Here is a 26,453-nt window from a genome sequence, read left to right as displayed (position 1 = left end):
TCTATACACCATAGCTCTTAATCGTTGCTTCCAGAGTTTCATCTGTATCCGCCAGCCACACGGAACTAACTTCAAACGTTCCTGGCTCAAAAAACAATGGAAATCTCCGCTTAAACCAATCCTGCATCGGCAGATTTAGCGCTTCTTTCATATCCACCCACAGCAGTTCTCCCTCGGGGGGATTTTTTAATAGTTCACCTTCAGTGGCTGTAGCCAAATAGTTAAAGACCATATATCTCAGCCCTTGGCTTGGGTCACAATATTCGTCGATTCCTTTAAATACGATTTTCGTAACGGTTAAGCCTGTTTCTTCCCTTACTTCACGAATGGCCCCATTCACAATGCTTTCTGGAAACTCTACTTTTCCTCCTGGAGCAATATAACCCGGAAACCCCTTTCGATTGGGTCTATTCATAAGCAATACCTTACTTCCGTCCTGAATCATACACATGGTATATATTTTGTGTGTCACTTCTGTTGTCAATCCGATCATACCTTTCTTTATTCACGATTCACTAAAATCTAGTTTTACTTTCACACCGACAAACTGTGGTTAAATATGGCATTTCCCATACTTTAACTCGTTATTTTGTAGAGCGCAATAACTCTAACCATAGACTAGACTTGAGAACTCATGCCTAAGTCGGTCAAAATTAGTAAAAAAAAGACCGCCTTTCTACAGAGCCGCTGGTACTACCAGCGGCTCCAGAAAGGAACGGTCTTATCCTAAACTTAATCATCATGCCAATACTCCGTTTTCTAGGCACGCTCCGGATAACGAGAACCTACTGCGAAACCTTTGGGCGAAATACGCTCGATCTCTTGAAGCTCTGCTTCCGACAAAGAGACCTGTAGGGCACCAAGATTTTCACGCACTCTTTCCAATCTCTTCGTTCCTGGAATCGGGACGATATGGTCGCCTTGCGCAAGCAGCCATGCCAGCCCCAACTGAGCAGAAGTACAACCTTTTTGGGCAGCCAGCTTTTCGATCAGGAGGACAACCTCTAGATTTTTGGTGAAATTCTCGCCTTGGAAGCGAGGGAAATGACGGCGGTAATCATCCACTGGCAGATCGTCAAATTTTTTGATCTGTCCCGTGAGGAAACCTCGACCCAGTGGACTGTAGGGGACGAAGCCGATTCCCAGTTCGTTTAGTAGCGGAAGGACATCGTCTTCCACTTCTCTGCTCCACAAGGAATATTCGGTTTCTACTGCGGTAATTGGATGCACCGCATGCGCGCGGCGGATCTGTTCAGCCGACGCTTCCGACAAGCCGATATAACGGATTTTCCCTTCCTTAACCAAATCGGCCATCGTTCCGACGGTCTCTTCAATCGGAGTATTGGGATCGACTCGATGCTGATAATACAGGTCGATATAATCAGTCCCCAGATGAAACAGACTGGCGTCTACGGATTTTTTAATATATGCCGGATCTCCCTTGGGTCCCTGAGTGTGTGTGATCCCGAATTTAGTGGCAATCACTACCTCCTCCCGACGACCCTTGAGCGCACGTCCAACTAGCTTCTCATTGCCGCCGAACTTCTGCTGTGCGTATTCCTCACCATAAAGATCTGCTGTATCAAACAGCGTTACACCAAGGTCCAGCGCTCCCTGAAGTGTGCGCACCGACTCCTCGTTGTTCGGCATCATCATCGTGCCAAGGCCCAGAGCTGATACCTCCAGCCCTTCACATCCCAATTTCCTTTTCAGCATATCATGGTTCCCTCTTTTCTTTGGGTAAATGGATGGAACGAACATGTACTCATTCTAATAGACCCTTATGGAGGCAACCACAGTACGTTTATACTAGTAACAAGATTACCAGGCAGAGGATTGGCTTACTGGCGTGTAGATACAAAAGTGCAGACCCGGTTGGTCCGTAATACTTGCTAAAGAATTAATATCATAGGAAACTGCTTCCACAGCGCCAGGGATTTGAAGGGAAACCCGATTCACCTTTTTGAGCTGGATATGATGCTGCTTCCACATGGTGTCAAACTCCATACTTTCCACACGCAGCCGTTCTACCGTCTCCTCAAACCAAGGATCTCCTAAATACTTGTCATAATAGGTTCTAAAAACAGCTACCGAATAGGACGCGAATTCTTCCCAGTTAACCATTCGACGACGTAATTCGGAATCCACGAACAATAAACGAATCATGACACGTTCAGAAACGGACAGGGAAGAAAAATCGGTAATCACCTCATTCGCCGCGCTATTCCAAGCGAGCACTTCCGCTTTTTCATTGCTGATAAAGGAAGGATAGGACAACTGATCGATAATACGTTGCCACTGTGGATTCAGCATTGTCTGGATGGGCGAAATCGCAACCGTCTCATTGGGATTCCACAATTGAATTAGATGCGCTCTCTCATCATGAGTTAATTGTAGAGCTTCTCCTATACTTTCGATAATCTCCTTAGATGCTGTTACTTCTCTACCTTGTTCCAGCCATGTGTAATACGTCGCACTGACACCTGCCAGCATAGCAACTTCTTCTCGGCGAAGCCCCGGTGTTCTTCTTCGCGGGCCCTGTGAAAGCCTAAGACCTGCCTGCTCTGGTTGAAGTCGATTTCTACGTGATTTCAGAAAAGCTCCCAACGTTTTCGATTTACTATTATCATTAGACATGTGTTACCTCTTTTCGAATCAATCGCTATAGAACGCTCACAGTCCCTCGTCAAACAACTGTAGGCCTATGATTTCAAAGGCGACACCGTCGCCCGCTTTAACGTTGACATCACCATTCATTTCTTCAGAATCCAAAATAAACGTAGTGTCTCCTACTACAATCTCCACACATTCTATCTCGTCTGCTTCGCCTTGCATCACTTGATGTATCGTTCCTTGAATCCAATAGTCGCCTAGCTTTGGTTGAGGTCGAAAAATCCCTGTCTCTTCAGTAGACTTCAGCCTTCTGAACCCCTCTATACTGGACTGAGAAGTCTCGACCGAAATTACACAACCGGGAATCATCTTATTCAAGCTTTGTTCATAGGGGACAACATACGCATATCCGGAGGTCAGTTCATGCCAAAAATATGTCCAGTAGCCGTATACTTTTTCCTTGCCAATATTACGAATGGTGATATGCTGATCTTTATTTATTTCCTTGATCTGTACGCGCATCTATAGAATCCTCAGTAGATATTTTTCTTATAATAATAGTGTTTAAAGCCTCTCGGAGCATCGTCAATGACACCAACGACTTCATACCCCTGCTTTTCATAGAATTCGGGCGCTTGGAAAGTAAAGGTATTAAGTTGTATAAAATCGCACCCTTTTTCTTTAGCAATTTGTTCAATTTCACCAAGTAGTTGTGAACCGTAGCCCTTTCCTCTGTAGCTCTGATCTACCCACAAAATATCAACCTCCACCCAGTTCCAACATAGTACACTTAGGAGACCGCCTATCACCTGACCGTCTTCATTTTTAAGCGTAAGATTAATCTCTTCGTATTGGGTTCGAATATCTGCTGGAACGTGTTTCGCATTAAACTCAATCAACTTGTTTCTGACTAAACGGGCTTCATCTCTACTACTTCGATTCATCTGAGGTTCCAGCGTCATGGCATAAATCCTCCAATTTGAAATGATTACTAGCACTTACTGATTTAAATATAGAAAATAATAGGGTTAAAATACTTTCATCTTCCTACTGTTATATATTGTATATACTTTTCTATGTTTAGTCACATGATTCAATTTAGATGGACAGAATTATTCTAATCTAAATATCGCTGATTAAAGTCGTTCCCTGGATTCATGCAAAATATTTAGTAACGAAAAAAGCAGGCCCCTCTGAAACGGAGAACCTGCTATCCTTTATATCCATCGTCTGCCATACAGGAGAAGAGAGGGGATGATTAAATTGAAATATCCAGTGAATTCCCAACTCCCGTAATATCGCTGCTGTTAGCGCTGTTGATACGAGTTGTTTCTGTGTTACTTGGAGCGGGCTTTTCCATTTTTGGAGTTGACGTACTGCTGGATTGCGAACTTTGCTGTGCAATTTGAGCTTCAATCTGTTTAATTTGTTGCTGAAGCTGCTTCATTTTTGTTTCTTTTGTATCTTTATTATCCTTACTTTGCTGTACCTTGTTGTACTCCGCTTCAAGTTGAGCTTTTTGCTTTTCCAGACTAGCTGTATCGTTGGTACTGGATGAAGATGAAGTGCTTGAAATAGATATAGAACTGCTGGATGTGGATGAAATGTTCATACGAGATTTCCCCTTTATAAAAGTATGAGTTTACACGTGTGGGCTAACCGGTTCTAAGCTAGGGTGTTGCACTCTGTGGCATTCGTAGGAAGCGGAGCCTGCATTCCTCCCGTGTATTCCATGAATTCCTTACTCAATTCGAGTGAATCGTTAGATTTCTTGTGTGTGGTATGACCCGCGGTATTTAGTCCATTCTCATGTGACTTCACCGTATTCGAATGATCATAGGAAGTCGTGATAAGATGTCTGTTAATGGATAGTGACAAAATAGATCCCCTCTCAGTGTACATAATGTTTTTGGCTGCCCACCTACCTTTCATCGGTAGCAAATCTGAATGCAACCTGAGGGTATGCTGAATGATAACTGAATCAATACAGACTCATTAATACCGTAACCCTTTTATTATTTCCTAGACCATAGTCAAGGAAAATACCCTCCGCAAGACGGGGGGATCAACCCTACTTGAGACAGGAGTAAGTAAAGGGATAATTTGTTACTCTTAGCAAAGAATAAATGAACGTATTTTAAAAATTGAAAGTAGGGAAATGATGTATGATCCGTATTAGCCATTTGGTTCACGAGAGACTTATGTTCCTGGTCAAATTTTTGTACTCGCCTGCATACGTGGGTAGTGTAACACCAAGTTCCAGATTTTTAGCTAAAAATATGATAGAATCCATTCCATGGAGTGAAGTTCATGCTGTTGCCGAGCTTGGTGCTGGAACAGGGGCTATTACTCAATACATCCCGTCTGCTGCTGAATTTCAACCTAAGGTTTTACTCTTTGAGAAAGACCAAACCATGCAGCAGAGTTTAAAAAGAAGATTCCCGAATTATCTATGCTATTCCGACTCGCGTGAGCTTCAGCTTGCTATGAAAAATGCCCAAATAGAACAGCTTGACTGCATAATCAGCGGGCTGCCTTTTTTCAATTTTCCACAAGCGATGCGGAATCAAATTGTAGAACAAATTCATCTATCGCTCAGGGATGGAGGAATGTTTGTGGCCTTTCAATACTCTAAACAGATGAAGCAGCAGTTAGGTGAATGGTTTGATATTGAAGAAATCAAGTTTGTGCCAATGAATGTTCCACCCGCATTCGTGTATGTATGCCGAAAGAAAGCTTAAGAAAGGAGTACGGGTATGGACGTGGAATATTTAATTTCCATCATCGAACAATACGGCTATGCAGCATTATTCTTTTCTCTATGGCTGGGGATTGTGGGTCTGCCCATCCCGGATGAAGTCATTGTGATGACTGGCGGGGCTGTAACAGGCATGGGCATACTTCACCCGTTACCCGCTTTTTTAATTGTATATCTTGGGGTTATATCAGGCTTGTCCTTAGGTTATGTATTGGGGAGAACCGTGGGCACACCGATTCTAGAACGTTTACGCCGGAAGAAAAAAATGGACAAGTACATTACGTTTTCGGAAAAATTGATACATAAGTATGGAAACTTCACTATTTGCATCAGTTATTTGCTGCCGATCGTCCGTCACATTATTCCTTATATTGTCGGAATCAATAAAATGAGCTTCAAGCGCTACGCCCTCTTCTCTTATTCAACGGGTTTGATCTGGACGCTGATCTTCTTTCTACTCGGACGTATCTTTGGCGATCATGTACAGGCAGTAGGAGAACTAATCCATCGTTATGGCTTGCAGATGGCATTGCTTGTCATCATGCTGACCATTATATTTTTTATAATGAAATTAGTATGGGGGAAGAAAACAACGGAGGAGTAAAGGTAGAACACGTTCGGCTAGTCTCCTGCAAAGGAGGTGATGCCTGTGGAGGTTAAAGATACATTGATGTGATGATTCAATTTGCGACATTGGTGATCTTGATTCTTTCCTTCAACAAAAAGAAATAGACCGCCCTCTGGAAAAGGTTAGCGGTCTATTTTACTAATCCAACCCTACAACTACCGCCCCTATAAGCGGCTGTTGTAAAAGAGTGAGGATGTTGGCTGCATCTTTGCTATTTTTCAGTATATACTTATTAGCTTTAGTTTATCACAGGAAAAACCATATTGCCAATATGGAAAGCCTTTAAAGTGGCGGCTTACACCCCGAGCTATTTCTTTAATTGAAGCAACTTAACCAGCTTATCATGAATGGCAGTATTCGGGTAATTCCCGCTAAACTGAGAAGAGCCTGGGCCCATCGCGGTTAACGCCACATCAACAGATGTATGTCCTCCCGTGGTCCAGTCAATATAAAACTTTTCATTAGAGCCTTTTACAGTAAAAGGACCATCCTCTTTGGAGACGCCTTCACCGGATTCATCCTCCGCATCTTCGCCTTCAATCGCCAAACCGCCCGTTTCATGATCTGCCGTCACCAACACTAATGTATCTGGATGTGCTTTGGCATAATCTTTAGCTACTTTAACGGCCTTATCGAGCTGTTGCCCAGCCTTAATCGTTAGCTCACCTTCATTGTCATGCGCCATCTCATCCGTTCCTTCTTCTTCTACCATCAGGAAAAAACCTTTTTGGTTTTTGGAAAGAACATCAATCGCTTTGGTCGTCATATCCGGTAAAGAAACCGTTGGATTGTAAGAGTTACCCTGCTTGTTGTGAGCTTGGAACATCTCTTCATTGGCGAACAGCCCCAGCAACTTAGAACCTTTGGCTGCTTTCATTCCTGTCTGATCCGTCACATAGCTATATCCCAGCTTCTTCGCTTGTTCTACCAAATTCCCTTGAGTTCCCTTACTCGCTTCCTCAGGATCTTCTGCCGGAGCATCTGGATGTTTGCCTACTGTTCCGGCAGGGTACCAGAAATCCTCACCACCGCCCAGAATAACATCCAGCTTGCTTTTCTCCAAATACTGTTTGGCAATCTCGCTTTGAGCGGAGCGTTTTTCGACATGCGCACCAAAGGCAGCCCCCGTTGCGTCTGTCACTTGGCTTGTCGTCACGACACCTGTAGACATGCCTGCTTTTTTAGCCAGCTCCATAATCGTTGTCACTGGTTTTTTATTCAAATCCATTCCAATCGCGCCGTTATACGTTTTCACACCTGTTGCAATGGCAGTCGCAGCGGCGGCAGAATCCGTAACCAGGTTATCCCCTGAACTTGTGCTAACCAGGCCGGTTACAGGCATGTTGTCCATTTCAAGTAATCCCGATTTCCCTACCGTCGCCAAGCGAATCGCGTTGCGACTTGCTTCTCCCATACCATCGCCGATGAAGAGAATGACATTCTTAGGGGCATCGACTTTCGCTGACGAGGTTTTCTGTCCTTTGGATACCTGTGTCGTAGTAGACTTGGTATTAGATGAGGCTGCAAAAGCGTTAGGGATATTAGCAGATAACAATGGCGCACTCAAAACGGTAATAGCACCTAAAGCAAGGATACTCTTTTTCATCGAACGCTTTTTCACAAGGTCACACTCCAATAAATTTAATATTCATATATGATAAAGTAATCATATATCTGCTTTGTAAAGTATCGTAAAGCAATAGATTACACGAATGTAAAATTTGGAGTGCTCACCTGTTTTTTATAAGACAAAAGAAGGCACCGACTCTTGGTATATCAAAGTCGATGCCTCTTATATTAAATCGCAGCGATATTTTTGCCGATCGGCATGGTGTAGTAGAGCGGCTTTTGCTGTCCATTTTGCTGATAGACTACAAGCAGAAGCGTGCGGCCTTCGGCAGTCAATGGGCTACCCCCACTCAGGATATGATCCAGACTGAACGGCAGTACATCCAGCACAGCGTGCTTTTGCAGTTCTTTTTCACTCAGCTTCAAGGAAGCAAAGGCTGGGATAATCTCGCGGTATGGCTGCGGCTGTTGACTGCCTACATCCGTCTCACCTGTACTCTCCTTGCTCGCATCTGCCACCACAGGTGACAACAGCGCATCCGGATGCTGGAGAACCATTTTCATATAGCTGGACCAATCATTCTTCTCCAAGGCATGCTCCCACCAAATTTTACGCGGCTTATATTTATGGTTAAGGAAATAATCAAGCTTCATCAGTCCAAGCACCATATCCATTCGCTTTGTTCCACGCGATTCTAGAAAGGACTGGAGACGCGTGAACAAGTCTTCGAGCTGATGCCCGATTTTTTGCCAGCCCTGTCCTTCCCAGTAGTCTCCGAATTCCTGAAAGAAATCAAAGGCGGACGAGAATTCACGCTCAATCAGATAGTTGACTGTATGATCCATACGATGAGAATTCCAATACTTTTCCAATACATCTTCCAAGCGCTTGAGCCGGACGATATCGGCAAAGGAAAGGACGTCATTGCTCAGCATTTCATACGGCGCAACATCCATATACGTATAGTTATACTTGTCTGCGTCGATACGCAGTCCGGTGCCACGCAGCATTTTGAGGAAGCCAAGTTGAAGCTCTTCCGGGCCGAGCGCAAAAACGTCATTAAACGTTTTACGGAATGTGTTGTAGTCCTCCAAGGGCAATCCGGCGATCAAATCCAAATGCTGGTCGATTTTACCGCTTTGTTTGACCTTTGTAACAGTACGAGAAAGTTTGGTAAAGTTCTGGCGACGCTTAACCAGCTCATTGGTAGGATCATTCGTTGATTGGACGCCGATTTCAAAACGAAATACGCCCGGCGGCGCGTTTTCCGCCAAATAATCCAATACCTCGGGACGCATAATATCTGCCGTAATCTCAAACTGGAAGACACATCCACGGTGATTTTCAATCAAAAATTTGAACATTTCCAGTGCATAATCGCGTTTAATATTAAACGTCCGATCCACGAACTTAATTAGGTTGGCTCCATTGTCGATCAGATACAGAATATCTGACTTTGTACGCTCGATATCGTAATAGCGCACCCCAACTTCGATGCTTGACAGACAAAACTGGCAGCTGAACGGACAGCCCCGGCTCGTTTCGAAATAAACAACCCGTTTCCCGAGTTCCGGTATATCTTCAGCAAAACGATAGGGCGACGGCAACTCGTTCAAGTCCGCTTTCGGACGACCGGGCATCTGAATAACCTCTTCTCCCTTACGGTAAGCAAGTCCATACACAAAATGGAACTTGCGATCCCCTTCCAGCTCCTGCAGCAGTTGATGGAATGTTTCCTCTCCTTCACCAACCACGATAAAGTCCACATTCGCCAAACGCTTCATCCAGTGATCCGTATCGTAGGATACCTCTGGACCACCCAGAACAATTTTGACTTCGGGCATAATCTTTTTCAATACATCGATGACTTTAATCGTCTCTTCAATGTTCCAAATATAACAGGAAAAGCCGATGACATCTGCCCCCCGTTGAAACAAATCGGATACGATGTTCATCACCGGGTCCTTAATCGTGTACTCCGCCAGCTCGATATCAAAGTCCTTTTCACTGTAGGCTTTGAGACATCGGATGGCCAGCGAGGTATGAATATATTTTGCATTTAACGTTGATAAAATGACTTTCATAGGTCACAACCTTCTATAGTTTGCATGGACTGTTATATCCTTACCTTAGTATGGCTATTCAAAATCCTCGTACACATCGTCTGCATAAATCTCGTCCTCACTTACCGTTCCCCCGATATTCCCCTGATTATGAAAAAAATCAAGAAACGGCTTGCCGTACTTGCGGAACTTCACTTCTCCGACACCCTTGATCCGCAACATCTCTGCCTCGGATTGTGGGCTCGCTACGCTCATCTCACGCAGCGTCGCATCATTGAAAATGATATAAGACGGTACATGCTCCTGAGCGGCCAGATCGCGGCGGATCAGGCGCAATTGCTCGAACACGGTTTCGTTGACTGCAGCCGGGTATGCATCGCGTCCCTGTCGTCCGCGTGAACCTGCTCCACCTGCAAAAGCCGTGGCATGTCGCACAACACGCTGCATGACTTCTCGCTGGCCCTTCAGCACTTCAGCGGCAAGCTGCTGCAAGCGTACGACCGGATATTGTCCCTCGGACAACATCAGATAGCCTTCCGAAACAAGAACATTGATGATTTCGGCGATCTCTTTTTCCGTCCGGTTGCCCATCACGCCATAGGTTGGTAGGCTGTCAAAACCATACTGCAGCACTTTTTTGTTACGCGAGCCTTTCAACACCGAGGCGACCATCGAGACCCCATAACGTTCCCGCATGCGATGAATGCACGAAAAAATCTTTTGCGCATCTATGGTCATATCAACCAGTTCCCGTTCATCTGTACATGAACTGCATATGCCGCAAGCTTTATGCTCCTCCGCTTCTCCGAAATACTCAAGCTGTGCTGTACGTAGGCAACGAGTCGTGTAGCAATAATCAACCATCTGCTGGAGCTTGCGATAGTCATTACGCTTGCGGTCTTCATCCTGTGGATTTTGCTCAATCAGGAACTTCTGCGTCACAATATCTTGCGGTCCGAACAGCAAAATACATTGACTCGGGTCGCCATCACGTCCTGCGCGTCCCGCCTCTTGCACGTACGCCTCCATATTTTTAGGCATGTTGTAGTGAATGACATAGCGTACGTTCGATTTATCTATCCCCATGCCGAAGGCATTGGTTGCTACAATGACACGGATATCGTCGTACAGAAACCCTTCCTGGCTATCTGCACGTTCCTGATCTGTCATCCCGGCATGATAGCGTCCAGCCGCCATGCCTGCGTCACGCAGCCGTTGGTACAAATCGTCCACGTCCTTACGTGTCGCAGCATAAATAATGCCGGATTCACCCTCATGCTCACGGGCGTAATTCAGTAAAAAGCTGCGTTTGTCTTCCCCGCGCAGCACACTGAACGCCAAATTGGGCCGTCCAAGGCCTGTAACGAACGTCTCCGGTGAGCGCAGACGAAGCAAGCGCACGATGTCATCCATGACCTGCGGTGTCGCCGTTGCCGTAAACGCAGCCACGATTGGACGTTCATACAGCCCGTCCACGAATGGAGCCACAGCCAGATAGCTGGTACGGAAATCATGGCCCCACTGGGATACGCAGTGAGCCTCATCTACCGCTACGCAGGAAATCGGCAACTGAGCCATTTCATCGCGAAACCAGTCCAGTTCGAGTCGTTCCGGTGCGACATACAGTAACTTCAAGTCACCATTCCGTGCGGCTCGTATGCGATCATTCACTTCTCGACCACTCAACGTACTATTGATGTAGGCAGCAGCAATCCCCATCGTGGTCAGCGCATCCACCTGGTCCTTCATCAGCGAAATGAGCGGTGACACGACAATGGTCAGCCCCTCATGCAACAATGCGGGGATCTGGTAGCATATCGATTTTCCGCCCCCTGTCGGCATGATGCCCAACGTATCGTTGCCCTCCAGCATACTGGCCACAATTTTCTTTTGTCCCTCCCGGAAATCGGGATAGCCATAAAATTTTTGCAGCAAGTCCTGCGCCCGTTCCAAGGTTGGTGCTTGTACACTCATAGTTTCAAAACTCCTCATATTTCTAGCGTCCTTGACGCATATCGGCTTTTCTTTCGTTACCTTTAGTTTACCGGGGTTCAGGGTAATGTTCAACCGCTAGAAGACTACCAATCTGGTTTAGTCCCTTATGGCGTTCGCTGTTTTCTCATGATATAGTGAACACGGTGCCGAAAATTTGTCCATAATTATGAAGAGACACGGTTCCAAGAAGGAGAAAGAACCCATGAACAATCGGAAACCCCAACGGAAAAATCATACAAAATCTACGTCAAACGCAAGCCATTCCAAACGCAGTCATAAACCTGCCGGAAGATCTGGCTCCCATAGACCGGAAGCTCCACGGGGAACGAATGCTTTTGATAAAGCCCCTGCCAAAACATACATCGTCCAGGAGCCTGCCGAGCTGTTAAGCTTTTTAGTAGAGCATGTGACTGGCATGGGTCGCAACTCCATTAAATCAGCACTGGCTCGTGGGCAGGTGTCCGTCAACGGCATTCCGCGTACCGTGTATAATTTTCCACTGGAGCAAGGTCAGACTGTCGCTCTTTCCAAGGAAAAGGTAATTCCCGTCGTACCACTGACTGGGCTACGTATTTTGCATGAGGATGAAGCCATTATCGTTATCCATAAGGATGCCGGGTTGCTGTCCGTGGCTTCAGCGCAGGAGCAGGAAGTAACAGCCTATCGCCAGCTTACGGCCCATGTGAGACGCGAGCATCCGTACAATCGTATTTTTGTACTGCATCGTTTGGATCGTGATACATCAGGAGTGATGATGTTTGCGAAAAGCGAAGCCATACAGCAGGAAATGCAAAAAGCGTGGAAGGAAGTTGTGTATGAACGAACATACATTGCTCTTGTAGAAGGACAGGTTAAAAAAGCTGAGGGTACAATCACCTCATGGCTGAAAGAAAGCAAGACGCTAAAAATGTATTCCAGTCCTTATCCGAATGACGGACAACACGCAGTCACTCATTACAAGCTACTTCAAGCCAATCGGCATTTTTCTTTGCTGGAAGTACGTTTGGAGACCGGACGCAAAAATCAAATCCGCGTACATATGGAGGATATCGGTCATCCCATTGTTGGAGATAAAAAATACGGTTCCAAATCCAAGTCGATTGGGCGCCTTGGCCTACATGCGAGGGTATTGTCTTTTATTCATCCCGTCACCGGGGTATTGCTGCGTTTTGAATCCGACATCCCTAAAACCTTTTTGAATCCGTTCCGGGAGTAGAATTGAGCAAAGCATACGGAGATTAGATAGAAAAATAGAAGAGGAAATGAGGGGGCTGTAGAAGGACAGCACCCTTTTTTGATTGATTAAGCGGTATACCTCCGAACACCATCAGCCATTTTCATCAACTCATCCCATATATATATGGGCGTATTACACACTGGACAATCTACCCAACCATTTAAATAGGGTAATTGGGCAATCAGCTTGTTCTCTTCAATTTTTTGGGCATATTCGTGCAACCACTGCATATTAGCACCTCTATGGTCCAATGAACGGGGGCGAATCGGTTGGGGAACCAGATTATCTGAATTTACAGGATCCTTATCATAGACAACCAAGGTGTCATTCTGTTCATCAGGCCAAATATAGAGCGGGGTACCGCAATGCGGACAATCCAGCGTATATTCGTCACCAGTATCGAAGCTTTGTAGCATATAAGCTACGCAGCGATAACCCTGAAAAGCGGCACCCGCAGCCAGAACATAGCGTTTACCGACATCTCCTTCGTGTTCTTTCGCATACAGCACCATTTCTTCAGTCAATTCTGCAAGTCGGACAATGGCACACCGATATTGCGCGTAAATATATTCAGCCAGACTAGAATCCACTTTCACCTGATCCCTTGTAAATTCCAAAGGAACTTTGGTATGTAAGGGATTGTTATTCTTCGCTTCGAATATTCCGCAAATGTTATATATATCTGCACGAATCCCTATATCAGAACTTTTTAACGCAATGTCTACAAGGTAAGGTACAGCCGCAAATGTACAAGTATACAACGTATTTTGGTGATACAGCTCCTCCCAATACAAGGTGTCAGCCATTTCGCCATCATATCCGGCTTGGAGCTGCTTCAACATTTCCGGGACGTATTGAGAAGAACCATAAGGGCCTTGGAGCAGAGTCCAGGCCGGATCGGACAAAGCCAGCATCTTGATACTCCTTCCACCGTTTTTCTTACAGTAAAGGATTTTGCAAAAATCCAATAAGCGACTTCCAATGAACAAAGGTATAGAACGAAGTAGTTTAGTTCGTCTATATCTTGCACTTCGGAGCGACTGGAATCGAATTGTGCAAAATCCTGACAGTAACATGGGATCGGTTTGTAAATTAAACTCGCTAACAAATTCATTTTAACTTCATAATTCTCAGCTTCTTACGTTTATTTTATTATACGCATATTATTAGCTGAAGTTGCTTTCTCGATTTATGCAATATACAAAATCACTATTTTTCCGGGTCTATAATCATATTCGGTTAAGCTTTCGGCATTGTGAAGGTGATACACATTAAATTACTGAATTACTAACCTGGTTCTTAAGTTCTACTACGAGTTCTCTGTCAGTTCAGTTCCTTCTTCGTATACATAGTTCATATTATAAGTCCTGTTACTTAAAAATTGCTGAGTAAGAAATAAAGTATATATACATTAAAATTTCCATACATGTAAAAACAAAGCCACTCCCCTGCCTGTTTTTAATTATGCCAAACGGGTAAGACATACTTGTTCAAGCCTTTAATCTAACAGCTACAGAACTGATTTTATGAATCGGTATATGAAAAGGCGTGTTGGGAATATTATGTATGAATACTGCGACTATAAGGGGAAATAGCCTATGACCATAACACCGGAACAGCGGATTACCCTGCACGGATTTAACAACCTGACCAAATCATTGAGCTTCAATATGTACGATATTTGTTACACCAAAACCAAAGAAGAACGCGAGGCGTATATTGAATATATTGATGAACAATACAACTCAGATCGGCTGACAGCTATTTTAAAGAATGTATCTGACATTATCGGCGCCCATGTGCTCAACGTAGCCCAGCAGGATTATGTTCCTCAAGGAGCCAGCGTGACAGTACTTATATCAGAGGGACCCATTGTGGAGGTTCCGACTGAATCTTATGCCGAGTCACCAGGCCCCCTACCTGAATCTGTCGTGATACAGCTGGATAAAAGCCACATTACGGTTCACACCTACCCGGAATATCATCCAGACGAGGGGATCAGTACGTTTCGAGCAGATATTGATGTCTCTACCTGTGGGGAAATCTCCCCGCTCAAGGCACTCCACTATTTGACTCATTCTTTCGACACCGACATTATGACGATTGATTACCGGGTACGCGGCTTCACACGTGATATGAATGGACATAAGCTTTTCATCGACCATGATATCGGCTCCATTCAAAACTATATTCCAGACGAAGTGCGCAGTCAGTATGACATGATCGACGTGAATGTGTATCAGGAAAATATTTTCCATACCAAATGTAAGCTAAAACAATTCGATTTAGACAATTACCTGTTCGGCTACACCAAGGAAAGTCTGACTGAAAAAGAGCAACAAAATATATCAACACGTCTCAAAATTGAAATGGACGAAATTTACTACGGTAAAAATATGACGTAACAGATCGAATGTGTGAAAATAAAGTGAATCATTTCATTGAAAAAAAGGATGATCGCTTGGACTGAAATACAGCCAGGCTTTCGTCCTTTTTTTGATACAAAATAAAAGATATTACTCAACTTAATCTGTACAAGCGAGTGATTGTTCACTATGATAGGGGAAGAAACCACTAATTTGAAATATCAGCATAGATTTTACATCCGCTTCATATTGTAAGCGCAATCAATCGATCCTACGTATGATTTTGTCATGGAAGACAAAGGAGGAATTTGCATGCAAGGCGGTATTGGCGGTAAAAATATCATTTTACGACTGGAAATTTCCACAGAGCACATCCAATTTGGTCAATTGATTACGTTGGTAAACGAACATGGCGGGGATGTAATCGCCATTGACGTCATCCGCACCTCTGAGAAGGTCACTGTGAGAGATATTACAGTCACCATTGCTGATCCAGCAGAAATCGATCAAATGATTGCCCGGATTAAAAAAGCACAAGGTGTTAAGGTATTATCCATCTCTGATCGTACCTTCCTATTACACCTCGGGGGCAAAATTGAAATGCAGCCCAAAGTCCCCATTCAAAACCGCGATGACTTATCCCGGGTATATACCCCCGATGTGGCACGCGTATGCATGGCGATTCACGAGGAACCGGACAAAGCTTTCCGTTTGACGATCAAGCGCAATACGGTCGCCGTCGTCTCTGACGGAAGCGCTGTCCTCGGGCTAGGCAACATCGGTCCCTATGCAGCCATGCCAGTTATGGAAGGCAAAGCTATGCTGTTCAAGCAGCTCGGATCCGTCGATGCCTTTCCCATCTGTCTGGACACGCAGGACACCGAAGAAATCATTAAGGCCATTAAGCAATTGGCCCCAGCCTTTGGCGGTATTAATCTGGAGGATATTTCATCGCCACGATGCTTTGAGATTGAACAGCGGTTACGTAACGAGCTGGACATACCTGTTTTTCATGACGATCAGCACGGTACAGCTGTCGTTTTGTACGCAGGGCTGATCAATGCGCTCAAGGTTGTCGGCAAGGCCCTGTCTGACGTCAAAATTGTCGTCTGTGGTATCGGGGCTGCGGGTGTGGCCTGTACGAAAATTTTGCTATCTGCAGGAGCAGTCAATATCATTGGCGTAGATCGTCACGGAGCGCTTACAGCGGATGAAACATACGAGCATCAGATGTGGAACTGGTATGCGCAGCATACCAACCCCGAACGGCTGTCTGGCACGCTGTCCGAGGTTCTGAAGGACGCTGACGTGTTTATCGGACTCTCGGCAGGCGGACTACTGCAACGAGAAGACGTGAAACGTATGAAAGAAGCCCCGGTACTGTTCACTATGGCTAACCCAGTTCCCGAAATTGCGCCAGAGGACGTCGAGGACATTGCGGGTGTCATCGCCACCGGACGTTCGGACTATCCTAACCAAATTAACAATGTGCTTTGTTTCCCAGGCATCTTTCGAGCAGCGCTCGACTGCCGTGCCCGTGAAATCAACGAAGAGATGAAGCTGGCGGCCGCCGAGGCCATCGCAGGCACGATCCGTCCTGAAGAACTAAACAAGCTGTATATAATCCCTGGTGTATTTAACGAGAGTGCGGTTCAACGGGTGCGTGAAAAGGTAATTCAAGCCGCAATTGCGAGTGGTACAGCGAGAAGAGTGCCTCGGGATTTCAGATAAAAGAAAAGGATTGCTCCCCTAAATGCGGGTGCAATCCTTTTTGCTATGGAAAGATCAGACTGCATATCCGTTATCTTCACAGCGGTTATGACCTCCATTTAGAGAACAATTGACTGGCACGCTGGGCAAATTCCTCCAGATTAAAGTTGGAGTTGTCCAGCTTGTAGTACCATTTTTTAATCGTATCCAAAATCCATGAGGGAACTTTAACCTCCGAGATACCAGAATAAAACGTATGATACGCCCACACCAAATGCTCCCAGCGCTTGTCATCGCCTTCCTTCACGTATTCAGATACGTCCAATACCTTGGCACGCCCGTCTTGCATGAGTACATTCTTGAGGTGGATGTCACGGGGGTTCAGCCCCTTGGATCGGACAAATTCTCTCGCCTTTTCCACATCCAGAATGACCTGCTCTGGCACAGGAATTCCTTGCAGCAAACAATCCAGCAGCGTAATACCGGATTCATAACTTATGACAATATACTTGTCGCCTTTTCCGTAATAATGAGGAAAAAAGTCAGACCCTCGCAAACGCTCATATACGTCGGCCTCCGCATCTTTCTTGTCGATCGCCATGTCTGAGTACACCTTGAATGCGTAGCCTGGCAACGTATCCAGCGTAAATACGGCCGCATCTGTCCCGATGCCAATACAGCGGACGTCTTGAGTGGCTGTTTTAATGGTAACCGGATCATTATCCTCTGTACTGTATACGGTCACTTGACTTATGATGTCTTCTGCCTGCCTCCATTGTTCTACCATGCGCGATCCCCTCCTTTTCTGTTCTAAACCATTACCAATGAAATTAGATCTATAACAGATAAATAGTATTACGGGTTAGCTTTGGGAATGGCTTCAAAATAGGTTGATTCTTTTAGAAAAAACGGTATGTGCCGTGTCTAACGAGCGTCCGGCAAAAGCAACCTTCTTAACTCTGCATAGCTTGCCGCTGTTTTATAGATTCCTAGCACGTCAGTTTCCGGGGGAGCGTTCCTGTGATTGAACCAGATCACCTGCCAATTCGCAGCTATAGCTCCCGCCACGTCATTGCGCCAGGAATCCCCAATGTAACAGCAGTGCTCTGCTAACGTTCCTGTCCGTTCGTTCACTACTTCAAAAATGCGCGGATCAGGCTTGGCATAGCCAACGGTTCCAGATACAAAGATATGCTCTGCTGCAACATGATTTTCCAACGCCATAGCCTTGATCTTGCTCATCTGGTGTTCTTCAAGACCGTTGGTAATTAATCCAACTAAAAAGCCAGCCGAGCTCAAATCATTTATTAACGAGGTAGCCCCCTCAAAAGGCTCAATTCGGTACTGACGATCCAAATATTCTTGTTGAACATGTACTGCCTGCTCACGGGTAATTTCTATCCCGAATTCTTGTAAAGCCAGAATGAAACGGCTTTCTCTCATCTCATCCAGTTCATGCGTCCCTGCCTTCCCCTCCAGTAGTCCTCCTTTAGCCGATAGTACATCGCTGTAATAGCGAATACGATGGTAGGCTTTCTCAAAAGGAAAACGCTCACTCAATCCTAATACTGCTCGCAATGCATCGCGTGTAGGGTGCAAATGATCGTACATCGTATCATCTACATCAAAAAAAACAGCCTTCTTTTGCAAGTTCATATGCCCACTTCTTTCTGTTAAATCTTCGGATGTCGCTCCTTTTCACCTTGTCCTGATATTATACCCGTTGGCCTGTTGCGTTGCACCCTGTCCTTCACACTGCGCTCCTGCATTCACACTTCACGGTTGCTAACATACACTGAAAAAGACCGCATTTTCGCAAACTCACTTTACTTCTCTACCGAGCTAATATAGGTATCTTGTCCTGCTTTGCCCGAAAGCGTTTTATTTGACAACACACGGGTAAAAGGTCACATTTTTGAAAAGATTCGTCATACAGGTTTACATTTCGTGTAAAATCACGTACCTTTTAGGGATGGACGCTTTATGGATGTATTGGATAAGGGAGGCAGACACGATGGATTCCGGTTCTAACCTAGCCTATGGATCAGCTACACCTTTGATTGAGGCACTTATAGAATTTGAAAAGGAGCTCGAAGCGAACCGGCATTCTTTGAGTTTTGATTTGGGATTGATTATGGAGCAGGGCCGCGCGCCACGATATATGGCTACACCACCAGATGTTATTCCTTTTGCCCATGCAGGGGTGGACGGAATACATTATGGCTTTTTAACGGATTTTGGTCTTGAAAAGGACCTTTCACAGGCCCCTATCGTATGCGTATCTCCCGTCGATTGGACGGGTGTATGGGTGGTTGCCCGTCATTTGCAGGATTTTTTAAGTGTTGTTTATACAGAGAACAGTTCATTACAACGATACTACGCCAGTGGAGATGACTATTCTGGACATGCAGGTCAGCGACTGCCTCAGATTGTAGATGAACGTACCGCGTTTGTACGCGAATGCTTCCGGGAACGCTTTGGTATCGAACCGATTCAGGATATGGCTGCCTATATCGATAGTTTGCGTACAGAACGGAAGCACAATGAAGTAGCTCCTACGCTGAACGGCTTGGGCATTCAGGTATCTTCTTCTGCGAAGCATAGCTCTTCTAAGGAGAGTGCCCTCTTGACCGTAACGGAGCCTTTCCTTTGGGAACAACAAGGCGAAGCTGTGCGTGAGTTATTCCACAACGGTTCGCGTGAAGCCAGACTGGCCTTTATTCGAGATGCCCAGACACGGCATCTGTTCACCCATTCTGCCCTTCGTGCTTTTGTAGCTGGACAGCTTAAGTTGATGGGCCTATCTGAGGCCGCAACATCTCTGGAAGAGTCCTACTATACCGTTATTCCTGATATGATAGAATCATGATGAATTCCTTGGATTTCCCCTAACCTAACCGCCTCCGAAAAGGCGGCTTTTTGTGCTACAATAAATGAAAATAATAGGGTCGAACGGCCCGGTACGAATGAAAGAGAGCGAGCATGAATAATCATTCCTATCCTACTCCTGAAATCATTGAGGTTTGTCTGTTGGCGGGCAAACTGATGATGCAAAATGGAGCCGAAACCTATCGTGTTGAAGACACGATGTCCCGCATTGCTTCGGCCTATGGCATATCCCAGTCCCATAGCTATGTCACACCAACTGGGATTTTTTTTGCCATTAATGACTCGGAGCCTGCCACGCTCATTCGCATCGTAGAGCGGACCACCGATTTGCACAAGGTGACAGAGGTCAATTCCATTTCACGTAAAATCAGCACAGGTGATTTGTCTCCCCGCGCTGCCGTCAAGGAGCTTTCGGAGATTGAATGTGGTCCCCTCCGTTATTCTAACCGTATACAGCTGATGGCTGCTGCGTTGGCCAGCGGTTGCTTTATGATCATGTTTGGTGGAGTTTGGCGAGATTTCCCCGCAGCTGTGTTATGCGGAGGTATCGGATTTGCAGCCGTACAGTATTTTCACAGGCTCGTTAAGGTTAAGTTTTTCTCAGAGTTTTCTGCATCTTTTCTAATCGGTTTGCTGGCGGCTCTATTAACGATAGTAGGCTGGGGACAGATGATGGATAAAATTATTATTGGCTCTGTCATGCCACTGGTTCCAGGCTTGTTAATTACAAATGCCATCCGTGATTTAATGTCCGGGCACCTTGTTTCGGGTCTTTCCAAGGGAGCCGATGCTTGCCTGACGTCTTTCGGCATTGGAGCTGGCGTTGCGGTGATCATTTCTTATATGTGATTCGGAGGAGATTCAAGTCTATGCTTGCACAATTATTCACAAGTTTTATTGCCACCGCTGCATTCGGCATACTTTTCCATGCCCCCCGGCGCTCGCTGCTGCAATGCGGTTTCGTCGGTATGCTAGGCTGGCTGGTCTATTATTCAACTACGGACAGCATGGGACCTGTGAGCGCCAGCCTTTTGGCAACGATCCTCATCGGCATCGTCAGTCAAGGCTTTGCGCGGCTGTACAAAATGCCTGTGATTATTTTCAGTGTCGCAGGCATGATTCCGCTCGTTCCAGGGGGAATGGCCTATAATGCCATGCGCCAGTTCGTACAACAACATTATCCGCAGGCACTGGAGCTGGCGATGAGCACGCTGATGATCGCAGGAGCGATTGCTGTCGGTTTGGTGCTGTCTGAAGTGCTTAATCAGATTTTTCACAGTATACGTTTTAAACCACAGCGCTAAAAGCGATGAAAATAGAAAAGCAAAAGAGGCTGCTCCCAAAATCATCTGCAGTGTATGAGACGATTTTGGAAACAGCCTTTTTCTGTACACGTTACAAAGAATATTTATATGTCATAAGCTTATTCATCCACTCGCTTACCCAATATCGCCAAATCTCGCTCTATGCTGTCCAGCACAGCTACACGCGGATAGTACCCCCATTGCTCAAAACCAAACTTCCGTAGCAGCCCAATACTTGGCTCATTATGACCAAAAACAAATCCCAACAACGTGGTAATCCCCAGTCTCGGACATTCATTTAGCAAGTGCTGCACCAGTCGACTTCCTGTTCCGGTTCCACGAGAATCCTCATGGACGTATATGCTAATTTCTGCTGTACCGTTATAAGCTGGACGCCCATAAAAGGACTGAAGACTGGCCCATCCGGCAATTGTACCCTTTTGTTTTAAAACCCACAAAGGCCGGTGGTTTTCCTGATGAGCCTCAAACCATGGAATTCGACTTTCCACTGTCACCGGTTCCAGATCTGCCGTGACCATTCGTCCTGCGATCGTAGAATTATAAATGTCCACAATATCGGGAAGATCCTCTTTGCATGCAAATTCAATGGAAAAAGATTGGTCGTTATTCATTATTCGTATCCGCCTCCTATTGTGTGATTTATTTATTGTACAAGACAAGCGCCCGATCAGCCATATCGAGTTGTTTTGCGGATTAGTCCCAAAGGGTTTTATAATAGAGCTTGAAGAAAAACAAAAACGGAGTAAGCGATTTAACATGACGAGACGGGAGGTATGTTTCGGAGTCAAGGATTCTGAAGCAGCTTAATATGAATATTGGAACTCAACTCTTGATTTTGGAAATACCTATGGAATCTTTTTTTGGAAAAACAACCATTTATCCTGTACTGCTCAAGGACGAGGATGGACTTACACTGATTGACACGGGAATGCTCGGCCAATTGGAGCCATTACGCAAGGCTATTTCAGATGTGGGTGAGGATATCAGCCGCCTGAAAAGAATTATTTTAACACATCAAGATATTGACCATATCGGAAATGTTCATGCACTGCTGGACTTGCTGCCGAATACTGCCCTGTTAGCCCATAAGGATGACGTCCCTTATATGACAGGAGAGCGACCATTTGTGAAGCTAACGCCGGAACGGATTAATCAGTTGGATACTACGCTCAAGCAACAAGCAGAGGATCTGATTCGCCGCCTGCCAGATTTGCGCTTTGCTCATATTCTTGAGGATGGTGAGCATCTACCCTATGGTGGAGGAATACAGATTATACATACACCCGGCCACACGCCCGGGCATATCAGCTTGTATGTGCCCGCACAAAAGCTGCTGTTGGCAGCAGATGAGTTGCTTGTAGTCGAAGGTGAACTGGTCGGTCCCGCTGAGTCGGCTACGCCGGATATGCCACTGGCCCTAAAGAGCCTCGATAAACTGACTGTATTGGATGTTGATAAGGTACTCTGCTACCATGGTGGTTACTATGATCAGAATGTACAGGCACGTCTGCAAACATTAAGTCAGGAAAGAGAATAAGTCATTCCATGCTATAAATAATGATGTATGAAGAGCTATAATGAATAAATAGGCAGAAAGGAATGAGACTTTATGAATGAGAAAATAACCCGACTGTATGATGAACTGAAGTCACAGTCTTGGGACGGCCTGCTTGTGACCGATCCTAAACATATTTACTACCTGACGGGCTTTGCCAGTGATCCGCATGAGCGTTTTCTTGGTCTGGTGTTGCTTCGGGACCAAGAACCAGAACTGATCGTACCCGCCCTGGATGCAGAAGCCGCCCAAGCTGCTTCTTCTGTGACTCGTATATCCACCCACACCGATACGGACAATCCATATGATCTGCTTCGTCAACGCACAGGCACCGGTGTGAAAGCATTCGCACTGGAAAAGGAGCACGTCTCCGTCCTCCGTTACGAACAGCTACATACTGCCATTGGCGCGGCTCAATATGTGGACCTGGGTCCAGTGCTTCAAGAAATGCGTGTGAGAAAAACTCCTGAGGAAGTACAACGTCTGAAACATGCAGCTCGTTTGGTGGAAGATGCCCTTCGTCACGGTCTCACCCATGTGCGTGAAGGGGTGACGGAAGTCGAGCTGGTGGCCGAAATCGAATACCAGATGAAAAAAATCGGTGCAGATGGTCCGTCTTTTGACACAACAGTGCTGTCTGGACCCAAAACAGCCTTGCCTCATGGTGTTCCGGGTACCCGCAAGCTGCAACACGGCGATCTGCTCATGTTTGATATGGGCGTATATTCCGATGGCTATGCTTCGGATATTACGCGTACTTTTGCTTTTGGAAAGCTATCGACTGAGCTCGAAACAATTTATAATACGGTTCTTCGCTCGAACGAAGCAGGAATTGCCGCCATTCGCCCAGGAGTTTCCTGCGCATCCGTAGATCAGGCAGCACGGGCTGTTGTTGAATCCGCTGGATATGGCCCTGCCTTTAACCATCGAGTTGGACACGGCCTTGGCATGAGTGTTCACGAATATCCATCTGTACACGGAGGCAATAGCGATCTGCTTCATGAAGGCTTCGTGTTCACAATCGAACCCGGCATCTATGTGCCAGGCCTCGGCGGTGTGCGGATTGAAGATGACGTTCTGGTCACCTCTGATGGTGTTGAAGTGCTTACCTCTTTTCCAAAAGAACTGACAGTGCTCGGATAAATCCATTTGCTATTCATTATATAAAAAGTATGAAAAAAGGAGGGGTAACCCCAAGCCATCATGGCTTTAGGGTTTGCCCCTCCTCTTCTATAAAGCTGAAATTGCGTGCAATGTACAAAATGGGTGTACCCGCCGCAGTCAATACAAATTTTAAGATGTAGGTGGTGAATAATATCTCGATCCATATCCCCCACGCATAACCGTAAAAGGCAATAGTACAGAAAATGAGCGTATCTATAAACGAGCTGATCATCGTGCTGCCATTGCCGCGAATCCAGAGCTGATGACGTTCCGGGAAAAACTTGCGAATCCAGGCGTACAGACGCACATCCAGCAATTGACTGACTGCATAGGCTGTCAAGCTGGCAAGCGCAAGCCTTGGTAACAATCCAAACAGCTGTTGCATCGGGGTCTGGGCAAAATCCGTTGCAGTTGGCTCGAATTGCAGCACCATTTGCATCGTGACCGTCGTCATAATCAGAGTGAAAAAGCCGAACCAAACAGCTTTACGCGCCTCTTTAGGCCCATATTTTTCATTTAGCAAGTCGCTGGCCATATACATAGAAACATACATCGTATTTCCCAATGTCGTGGTAATGCCGACCAGATCAATCGTTTTGGTTACCTGAATGTTAGCTAGTACAGTAGCAACACCAATCCAGGCGTACAGCCCTTTTTTACCGAACAACCGAAAACATAACAAAAAGAACATAAAATTGACGAGGACAAAAGCTGCCCCCCATAACAGATTAAACATGAAATCCTCCTAGTTTTGATAGCGCGGGATGGTTGCGAACCGCGGTTCATCCGAAGAAAGCCGGAAAAATATTATTTTAATGTATCATAGATTAGGATTCGTGAACAGCTATAATTTACACTGTCCTAAGCCTAATATAAAGAGCCGACCTTAAGGTCGACTCTGAGTATTGAGGTGCACAGTGCATGTGTTACATATGCGATAGATGCGATATGAGACTGTAGTTTACACCATCTTGTCTATCTTTTACTTAAGAGTGCGCCGTTGCATCCAAATCCATACCTTGATTGTTGAACACGTCTTGATCGTTCTCTTTGAGCACCTTGCCTGAAATGAGACCTGCGGTAATAGAATCATTGACATTTAGCGCTGTGCGTCCCATATCAATCAACGGTTCGACTGAGATGAGCAATCCTGCCAATGCCACTGGAAGATTCATGGTGGAAAGCACGATCAGGGAAGCGAAAGTGGCACCACCGCCTACACCCGCCACGCCGAACGAGCTGACCGTAACGACTAGAATAAGCGTGAGGATAAAATCCCAGCTCGTTGGATCAATACCCACGGTAGGAGCAATCATAACCGCCAGCATCGCCGGATAAATACCAGCACAGCCGTTTTGCCCAATAGTCGCTCCCAAGGTCGCAGACAGATTCGCGATGCCATCGGACACACCCAGTTTTTTCGTTTGCGTTTCAACATTTAACGGAATGGTCGCCGCACTGGAACGAGAAGTAAAAGCAAAAACCAGTGTAGGCAATACCTTTTTCACATACGTCACCGGATTATAGCCGAACAAGGCCAGCAAAATAAGATGAATGATAAACATGACCAACAAAGCCACATAAGAAGCGAGCACAAACTTGATTAGCTTCAAAATTTCATCTGGATTGGTCGTAGCTACTACTTTAGTGATCAGTGCTAAAATACCGTAAGGTGTCAATCTCAGCACCAGCGTTACAATCCGCATCACCACAGCGTACACTGCATCAATCACTTTACGGAAGGTTTGCGCCTGTTCGGGTTTTTTACGATCCAATCCGAGCACAGCCACCCCGATAAAGGCCGAGAAAATAACCACCGCCAGCGTCGACGTACGACGTGCTCCCGTCATATCCTCAAAAGGATTTGAAGGAATAAATTCCAGCACCTGCTGTGGAATGGTCATGTCCTGAACTGTTCCAAGGCGCTCTTCCATCTTCAAGCCTTGTGCTTGTTCCTTTTCTCCACCTTGAATCTCAATGGCCTTTAAATCAAATGACAGACTGGTTACAATACTCACTGAAGCAGCAATTGCCGTTGTAATCAGTAGTACTGCAATAATGGACACGCTGATTTTGCCAAGGTTCTGTCTTCCCTTCAAATTCATAATAGCCGAAATAATCGACACCATGATAAGCGGAATAACGACCATTTGCAGCAAACGGACATAACCATTACCTGCGAGGTTGAACCAATCAACTGATTTTGTAATGACCTCTGAGCCTGCCCCATAGGCATATTGTAGAATAGCCCCGTAGATCAGTCCGAAGCCAAGTGCGGCAAATACCCTTTTTGTAAAGGAGATGTGCTTTTTCTGCATCCAGACCAACACGCCGAGCAGTGCAAGCAGCACGATGACATTCAAAATAATAAAGAAGGTATCCATATATCATTTCCTCCAAACTTCAACGTAAGATGTTTTCTAAAGTGACCCTTCAATCCGAAGATTACTATATCACAAAGCCAACTATTTTTGTAGGTTTTATTGAAATAAAAATAATAAATCTGCTCCAGCCTTAGATTTATCAAAATGACAAACAGCAAGCCTTCGTAAGATGAAGGCTTGCTGTTTGTTATCCTGA

At 45.5% G+C, this 26,453-nt stretch carries 26 protein-coding genes; 10 read left to right on the top strand and 16 right to left on the bottom strand.

Translation table 11 applies throughout. From position 1 onward, the window contains the following. Position 1: 1 nt before the first annotated feature. From NSS94_RS07470 to NSS94_RS07440, 7 genes are all read right to left on the bottom strand, one after another. Positions 2-493: an 8-oxo-dGTP diphosphatase gene (locus NSS94_RS07470; RefSeq protein ID WP_069012034.1), complete on the bottom strand. Its 492-nt coding sequence runs from the start codon at positions 491-493 to the stop codon at positions 2-4. 266 nt (positions 494-759) lie between these two features. Then, positions 760-1,716: an aldo/keto reductase gene (locus NSS94_RS07465; protein ID WP_341039102.1), complete on the bottom strand. Its 957-nt coding sequence runs from the start codon at positions 1,714-1,716 to the stop codon at positions 760-762. Positions 1,717-1,821: 105 nt separating this feature from the next. Then, on the bottom strand, positions 1,822-2,637 hold the full coding sequence (locus NSS94_RS07460) for a helix-turn-helix transcriptional regulator (RefSeq protein WP_341039101.1): 816 nt from the start codon (positions 2,635-2,637) through the stop codon (positions 1,822-1,824). A 36-nt stretch (positions 2,638-2,673) separates the two neighbouring features. Further along, on the bottom strand, positions 2,674-3,135 hold the full coding sequence (locus tag NSS94_RS07455; protein WP_318626848.1) for a hypothetical protein: 462 nt from the start codon (positions 3,133-3,135) through the stop codon (positions 2,674-2,676). An 11-nt stretch (positions 3,136-3,146) separates the two neighbouring features. Beyond that, positions 3,147-3,575 carry a GNAT family N-acetyltransferase gene (locus NSS94_RS07450; RefSeq protein WP_165144965.1) on the bottom strand — a complete coding sequence of 143 codons (429 nt, stop codon included), beginning with the start codon at positions 3,573-3,575 and terminating at the stop codon, positions 3,147-3,149. A gap of 296 nt (positions 3,576-3,871) precedes the next feature. After that, positions 3,872-4,225: a FlxA-like family protein gene (locus tag NSS94_RS07445; protein ID WP_341039100.1), complete on the bottom strand. Its 354-nt coding sequence runs from the start codon at positions 4,223-4,225 to the stop codon at positions 3,872-3,874. 53 nt (positions 4,226-4,278) lie between these two features. After that, entirely contained in the window at positions 4,279-4,545 is a 267-nt protein-coding gene (locus tag NSS94_RS07440) for a hypothetical protein (RefSeq protein WP_341039099.1), read from the bottom strand. A 233-nt stretch (positions 4,546-4,778) separates the two neighbouring features. Between NSS94_RS07440 and NSS94_RS07435 the strand changes: the two genes are divergently transcribed. Both NSS94_RS07435 and NSS94_RS07430 read left to right on the top strand, forming a co-directional pair. Beyond that, positions 4,779-5,354 (top strand): class I SAM-dependent methyltransferase, encoded by a 576-nt coding sequence (locus tag NSS94_RS07435; RefSeq protein ID WP_029516416.1) that lies wholly within the window; start codon positions 4,779-4,781, stop codon positions 5,352-5,354. 15 nt (positions 5,355-5,369) lie between these two features. After that, positions 5,370-5,975, top strand: coding sequence for a DedA family protein (locus NSS94_RS07430; protein ID WP_029516415.1), 606 nt, complete (start codon positions 5,370-5,372; stop codon positions 5,973-5,975). A gap of 331 nt (positions 5,976-6,306) precedes the next feature. Here NSS94_RS07430 and NSS94_RS07425 read toward each other — a convergent pair whose 3' ends face one another. The 3 genes from NSS94_RS07425 to recQ form a co-directional block, all read right to left on the bottom strand. Then, positions 6,307-7,620 (bottom strand): alkaline phosphatase, encoded by a 1,314-nt coding sequence (locus NSS94_RS07425; RefSeq protein WP_029516414.1) that lies wholly within the window; start codon positions 7,618-7,620, stop codon positions 6,307-6,309. Positions 7,621-7,796: 176 nt separating this feature from the next. Next, positions 7,797-9,653, bottom strand: a complete 1,857-nt coding sequence (locus NSS94_RS07420; protein ID WP_029516413.1) for a B12-binding domain-containing radical SAM protein — start codon at positions 9,651-9,653, stop codon at positions 7,797-7,799. A gap of 54 nt (positions 9,654-9,707) precedes the next feature. Further along, entirely contained in the window at positions 9,708-11,606 is a 1,899-nt protein-coding gene (gene recQ / locus NSS94_RS07415) for a DNA helicase RecQ (RefSeq protein ID WP_029516412.1), read from the bottom strand. 223 nt (positions 11,607-11,829) lie between these two features. Between recQ and NSS94_RS07410 the strand changes: the two genes are divergently transcribed. After that, positions 11,830-12,843 (top strand): RluA family pseudouridine synthase, encoded by a 1,014-nt coding sequence (locus tag NSS94_RS07410; protein ID WP_029516411.1) that lies wholly within the window; start codon positions 11,830-11,832, stop codon positions 12,841-12,843. A gap of 86 nt (positions 12,844-12,929) precedes the next feature. Here NSS94_RS07410 and NSS94_RS07405 read toward each other — a convergent pair whose 3' ends face one another. Beyond that, the gene (locus NSS94_RS07405; protein WP_029516410.1) at positions 12,930-13,778 is read right to left on the bottom strand and encodes a hypothetical protein; all 849 of its coding nucleotides are present in this window, start codon (positions 13,776-13,778) and stop codon (positions 12,930-12,932) included. Positions 13,779-14,462: 684 nt separating this feature from the next. Between NSS94_RS07405 and speD the strand changes: the two genes are divergently transcribed. Continuing rightward, positions 14,463-15,269, top strand: a complete 807-nt coding sequence (gene speD / locus NSS94_RS07400) for an adenosylmethionine decarboxylase (RefSeq protein ID WP_029516409.1) — start codon at positions 14,463-14,465, stop codon at positions 15,267-15,269. Between the two features lie 273 nt (positions 15,270-15,542). Then, the gene (locus NSS94_RS07395) at positions 15,543-16,961 is read left to right on the top strand and encodes an NAD-dependent malic enzyme (RefSeq protein ID WP_029516408.1); all 1,419 of its coding nucleotides are present in this window, start codon (positions 15,543-15,545) and stop codon (positions 16,959-16,961) included. Positions 16,962-17,046: 85 nt separating this feature from the next. Here NSS94_RS07395 and NSS94_RS07390 read toward each other — a convergent pair whose 3' ends face one another. Further along, positions 17,047-17,727, bottom strand: a complete 681-nt coding sequence (locus NSS94_RS07390) for a serine/threonine protein kinase (RefSeq protein ID WP_029516407.1) — start codon at positions 17,725-17,727, stop codon at positions 17,047-17,049. Positions 17,728-17,864: 137 nt separating this feature from the next. Continuing rightward, positions 17,865-18,596, bottom strand: coding sequence for an HAD family hydrolase (locus NSS94_RS07385; protein WP_340884771.1), 732 nt, complete (start codon positions 18,594-18,596; stop codon positions 17,865-17,867). Between the two features lie 358 nt (positions 18,597-18,954). Here NSS94_RS07385 and NSS94_RS07380 point away from each other — a divergent pair, with 358 nt between their 5' ends. From NSS94_RS07380 to NSS94_RS07370, 3 genes are all read left to right on the top strand, one after another. Continuing rightward, entirely contained in the window at positions 18,955-19,809 is an 855-nt protein-coding gene (locus tag NSS94_RS07380; RefSeq protein WP_340954816.1) for a hypothetical protein, read from the top strand. 113 nt (positions 19,810-19,922) lie between these two features. Then, a complete protein-coding gene (locus NSS94_RS07375) occupies positions 19,923-20,678 on the top strand; it encodes a threonine/serine exporter family protein (protein ID WP_029516404.1) in 756 nt (251 codons plus the stop codon). Between the two features lie 20 nt (positions 20,679-20,698). Beyond that, positions 20,699-21,133 carry a threonine/serine exporter family protein gene (locus NSS94_RS07370; protein WP_013309318.1) on the top strand — a complete coding sequence of 145 codons (435 nt, stop codon included), beginning with the start codon at positions 20,699-20,701 and terminating at the stop codon, positions 21,131-21,133. Positions 21,134-21,252: 119 nt separating this feature from the next. Here the strand turns inward: NSS94_RS07370 and NSS94_RS07365 are convergent, their stop codons facing one another. Next, a complete protein-coding gene (locus NSS94_RS07365; RefSeq protein WP_069012554.1) occupies positions 21,253-21,765 on the bottom strand; it encodes a GNAT family N-acetyltransferase in 513 nt (170 codons plus the stop codon). A 197-nt stretch (positions 21,766-21,962) separates the two neighbouring features. Here NSS94_RS07365 and NSS94_RS07360 point away from each other — a divergent pair, with 197 nt between their 5' ends. Then, positions 21,963-22,691 carry an MBL fold metallo-hydrolase gene (locus tag NSS94_RS07360; RefSeq protein WP_069012553.1) on the top strand — a complete coding sequence of 243 codons (729 nt, stop codon included), beginning with the start codon at positions 21,963-21,965 and terminating at the stop codon, positions 22,689-22,691. Positions 22,692-22,763: 72 nt separating this feature from the next. Then, positions 22,764-23,852 (top strand): M24 family metallopeptidase, encoded by a 1,089-nt coding sequence (locus NSS94_RS07355; RefSeq protein ID WP_069012552.1) that lies wholly within the window; start codon positions 22,764-22,766, stop codon positions 23,850-23,852. Between the two features lie 58 nt (positions 23,853-23,910). On the opposite strand, the gene NSS94_RS07350 is transcribed toward NSS94_RS07355, so the two are convergent. Continuing rightward, complete coding sequence (locus tag NSS94_RS07350; RefSeq protein ID WP_165144939.1) at positions 23,911-24,609, bottom strand: queuosine precursor transporter; 699 nt, start codon at positions 24,607-24,609, stop codon at positions 23,911-23,913. Positions 24,610-24,859: 250 nt separating this feature from the next. Next, positions 24,860-26,257 (bottom strand): L-cystine transporter, encoded by a 1,398-nt coding sequence (locus tag NSS94_RS07345; RefSeq protein WP_029516398.1) that lies wholly within the window; start codon positions 26,255-26,257, stop codon positions 24,860-24,862. Positions 26,258-26,453 lie beyond the last annotated feature (196 nt).

It is taken from the genome of Paenibacillus sp. FSL L8-0644, assembly GCF_038008165.1.
Lineage (GTDB): Bacteria > Bacillota > Bacilli > Paenibacillales > Paenibacillaceae > Paenibacillus > Paenibacillus polymyxa_D.
The sequence above is the reverse complement of the archived record's forward strand: the minus strand, read 5'-3'. Positions and strand labels throughout refer to the sequence as shown.

Bases quoted from the DNA above. Each gene is read 5' to 3' on its own strand.
- NSS94_RS07355 (WP_069012552.1), top strand. From the start codon at position 22,764: ATGAATGAGAAAATAACCCGACTGTATGATGAACTGAAGTCACAGTCT.
- NSS94_RS07375 (WP_029516404.1), top strand. From the start codon at position 19,923: ATGAATAATCATTCCTATCCTACTCCTGAAATCATTGAGGTTTGTCTG.
- NSS94_RS07445 (WP_341039100.1), bottom strand. From the start codon at position 4,225: ATGAACATTTCATCCACATCCAGCAGTTCTATATCTATTTCAAGCACT.
- NSS94_RS07385 (WP_340884771.1), bottom strand. From the start codon at position 18,596: ATGAACTTGCAAAAGAAGGCTGTTTTTTTTGATGTAGATGATACGATG.
- NSS94_RS07370 (WP_013309318.1), top strand. From the start codon at position 20,699: ATGCTTGCACAATTATTCACAAGTTTTATTGCCACCGCTGCATTCGGC.
- NSS94_RS07380 (WP_340954816.1), top strand. From the start codon at position 18,955: ATGGATTCCGGTTCTAACCTAGCCTATGGATCAGCTACACCTTTGATT.
- NSS94_RS07465 (WP_341039102.1), bottom strand. From the start codon at position 1,716: ATGCTGAAAAGGAAATTGGGATGTGAAGGGCTGGAGGTATCAGCTCTG.
- NSS94_RS07430 (WP_029516415.1), top strand. From the start codon at position 5,370: ATGGACGTGGAATATTTAATTTCCATCATCGAACAATACGGCTATGCA.
- speD (WP_029516409.1), top strand. From the start codon at position 14,463: ATGACCATAACACCGGAACAGCGGATTACCCTGCACGGATTTAACAAC.
- NSS94_RS07420 (WP_029516413.1), bottom strand. From the start codon at position 9,653: ATGAAAGTCATTTTATCAACGTTAAATGCAAAATATATTCATACCTCG.
- NSS94_RS07410 (WP_029516411.1), top strand. From the start codon at position 11,830: ATGAACAATCGGAAACCCCAACGGAAAAATCATACAAAATCTACGTCA.
- NSS94_RS07390 (WP_029516407.1), bottom strand. From the start codon at position 17,727: ATGGTAGAACAATGGAGGCAGGCAGAAGACATCATAAGTCAAGTGACC.
- NSS94_RS07470 (WP_069012034.1), bottom strand. From the start codon at position 493: ATGATCGGATTGACAACAGAAGTGACACACAAAATATATACCATGTGT.
- NSS94_RS07455 (WP_318626848.1), bottom strand. From the start codon at position 3,135: ATGCGCGTACAGATCAAGGAAATAAATAAAGATCAGCATATCACCATT.
- NSS94_RS07395 (WP_029516408.1), top strand. From the start codon at position 15,543: ATGCAAGGCGGTATTGGCGGTAAAAATATCATTTTACGACTGGAAATT.
- NSS94_RS07405 (WP_029516410.1), bottom strand. From the start codon at position 13,778: ATGCTGGCTTTGTCCGATCCGGCCTGGACTCTGCTCCAAGGCCCTTAT.
- NSS94_RS07350 (WP_165144939.1), bottom strand. From the start codon at position 24,609: ATGTTTAATCTGTTATGGGGGGCAGCTTTTGTCCTCGTCAATTTTATG.
- NSS94_RS07345 (WP_029516398.1), bottom strand. From the start codon at position 26,257: ATGGATACCTTCTTTATTATTTTGAATGTCATCGTGCTGCTTGCACTG.
- NSS94_RS07440 (WP_341039099.1), bottom strand. From the start codon at position 4,545: ATGAAAGGTAGGTGGGCAGCCAAAAACATTATGTACACTGAGAGGGGA.
- NSS94_RS07365 (WP_069012554.1), bottom strand. From the start codon at position 21,765: ATGAATAACGACCAATCTTTTTCCATTGAATTTGCATGCAAAGAGGAT.
- NSS94_RS07460 (WP_341039101.1), bottom strand. From the start codon at position 2,637: ATGTCTAATGATAATAGTAAATCGAAAACGTTGGGAGCTTTTCTGAAA.
- NSS94_RS07360 (WP_069012553.1), top strand. From the start codon at position 21,963: ATGAATATTGGAACTCAACTCTTGATTTTGGAAATACCTATGGAATCT.
- recQ (WP_029516412.1), bottom strand. From the start codon at position 11,606: ATGAGTGTACAAGCACCAACCTTGGAACGGGCGCAGGACTTGCTGCAA.
- NSS94_RS07435 (WP_029516416.1), top strand. From the start codon at position 4,779: ATGATCCGTATTAGCCATTTGGTTCACGAGAGACTTATGTTCCTGGTC.
- NSS94_RS07450 (WP_165144965.1), bottom strand. From the start codon at position 3,575: ATGACGCTGGAACCTCAGATGAATCGAAGTAGTAGAGATGAAGCCCGT.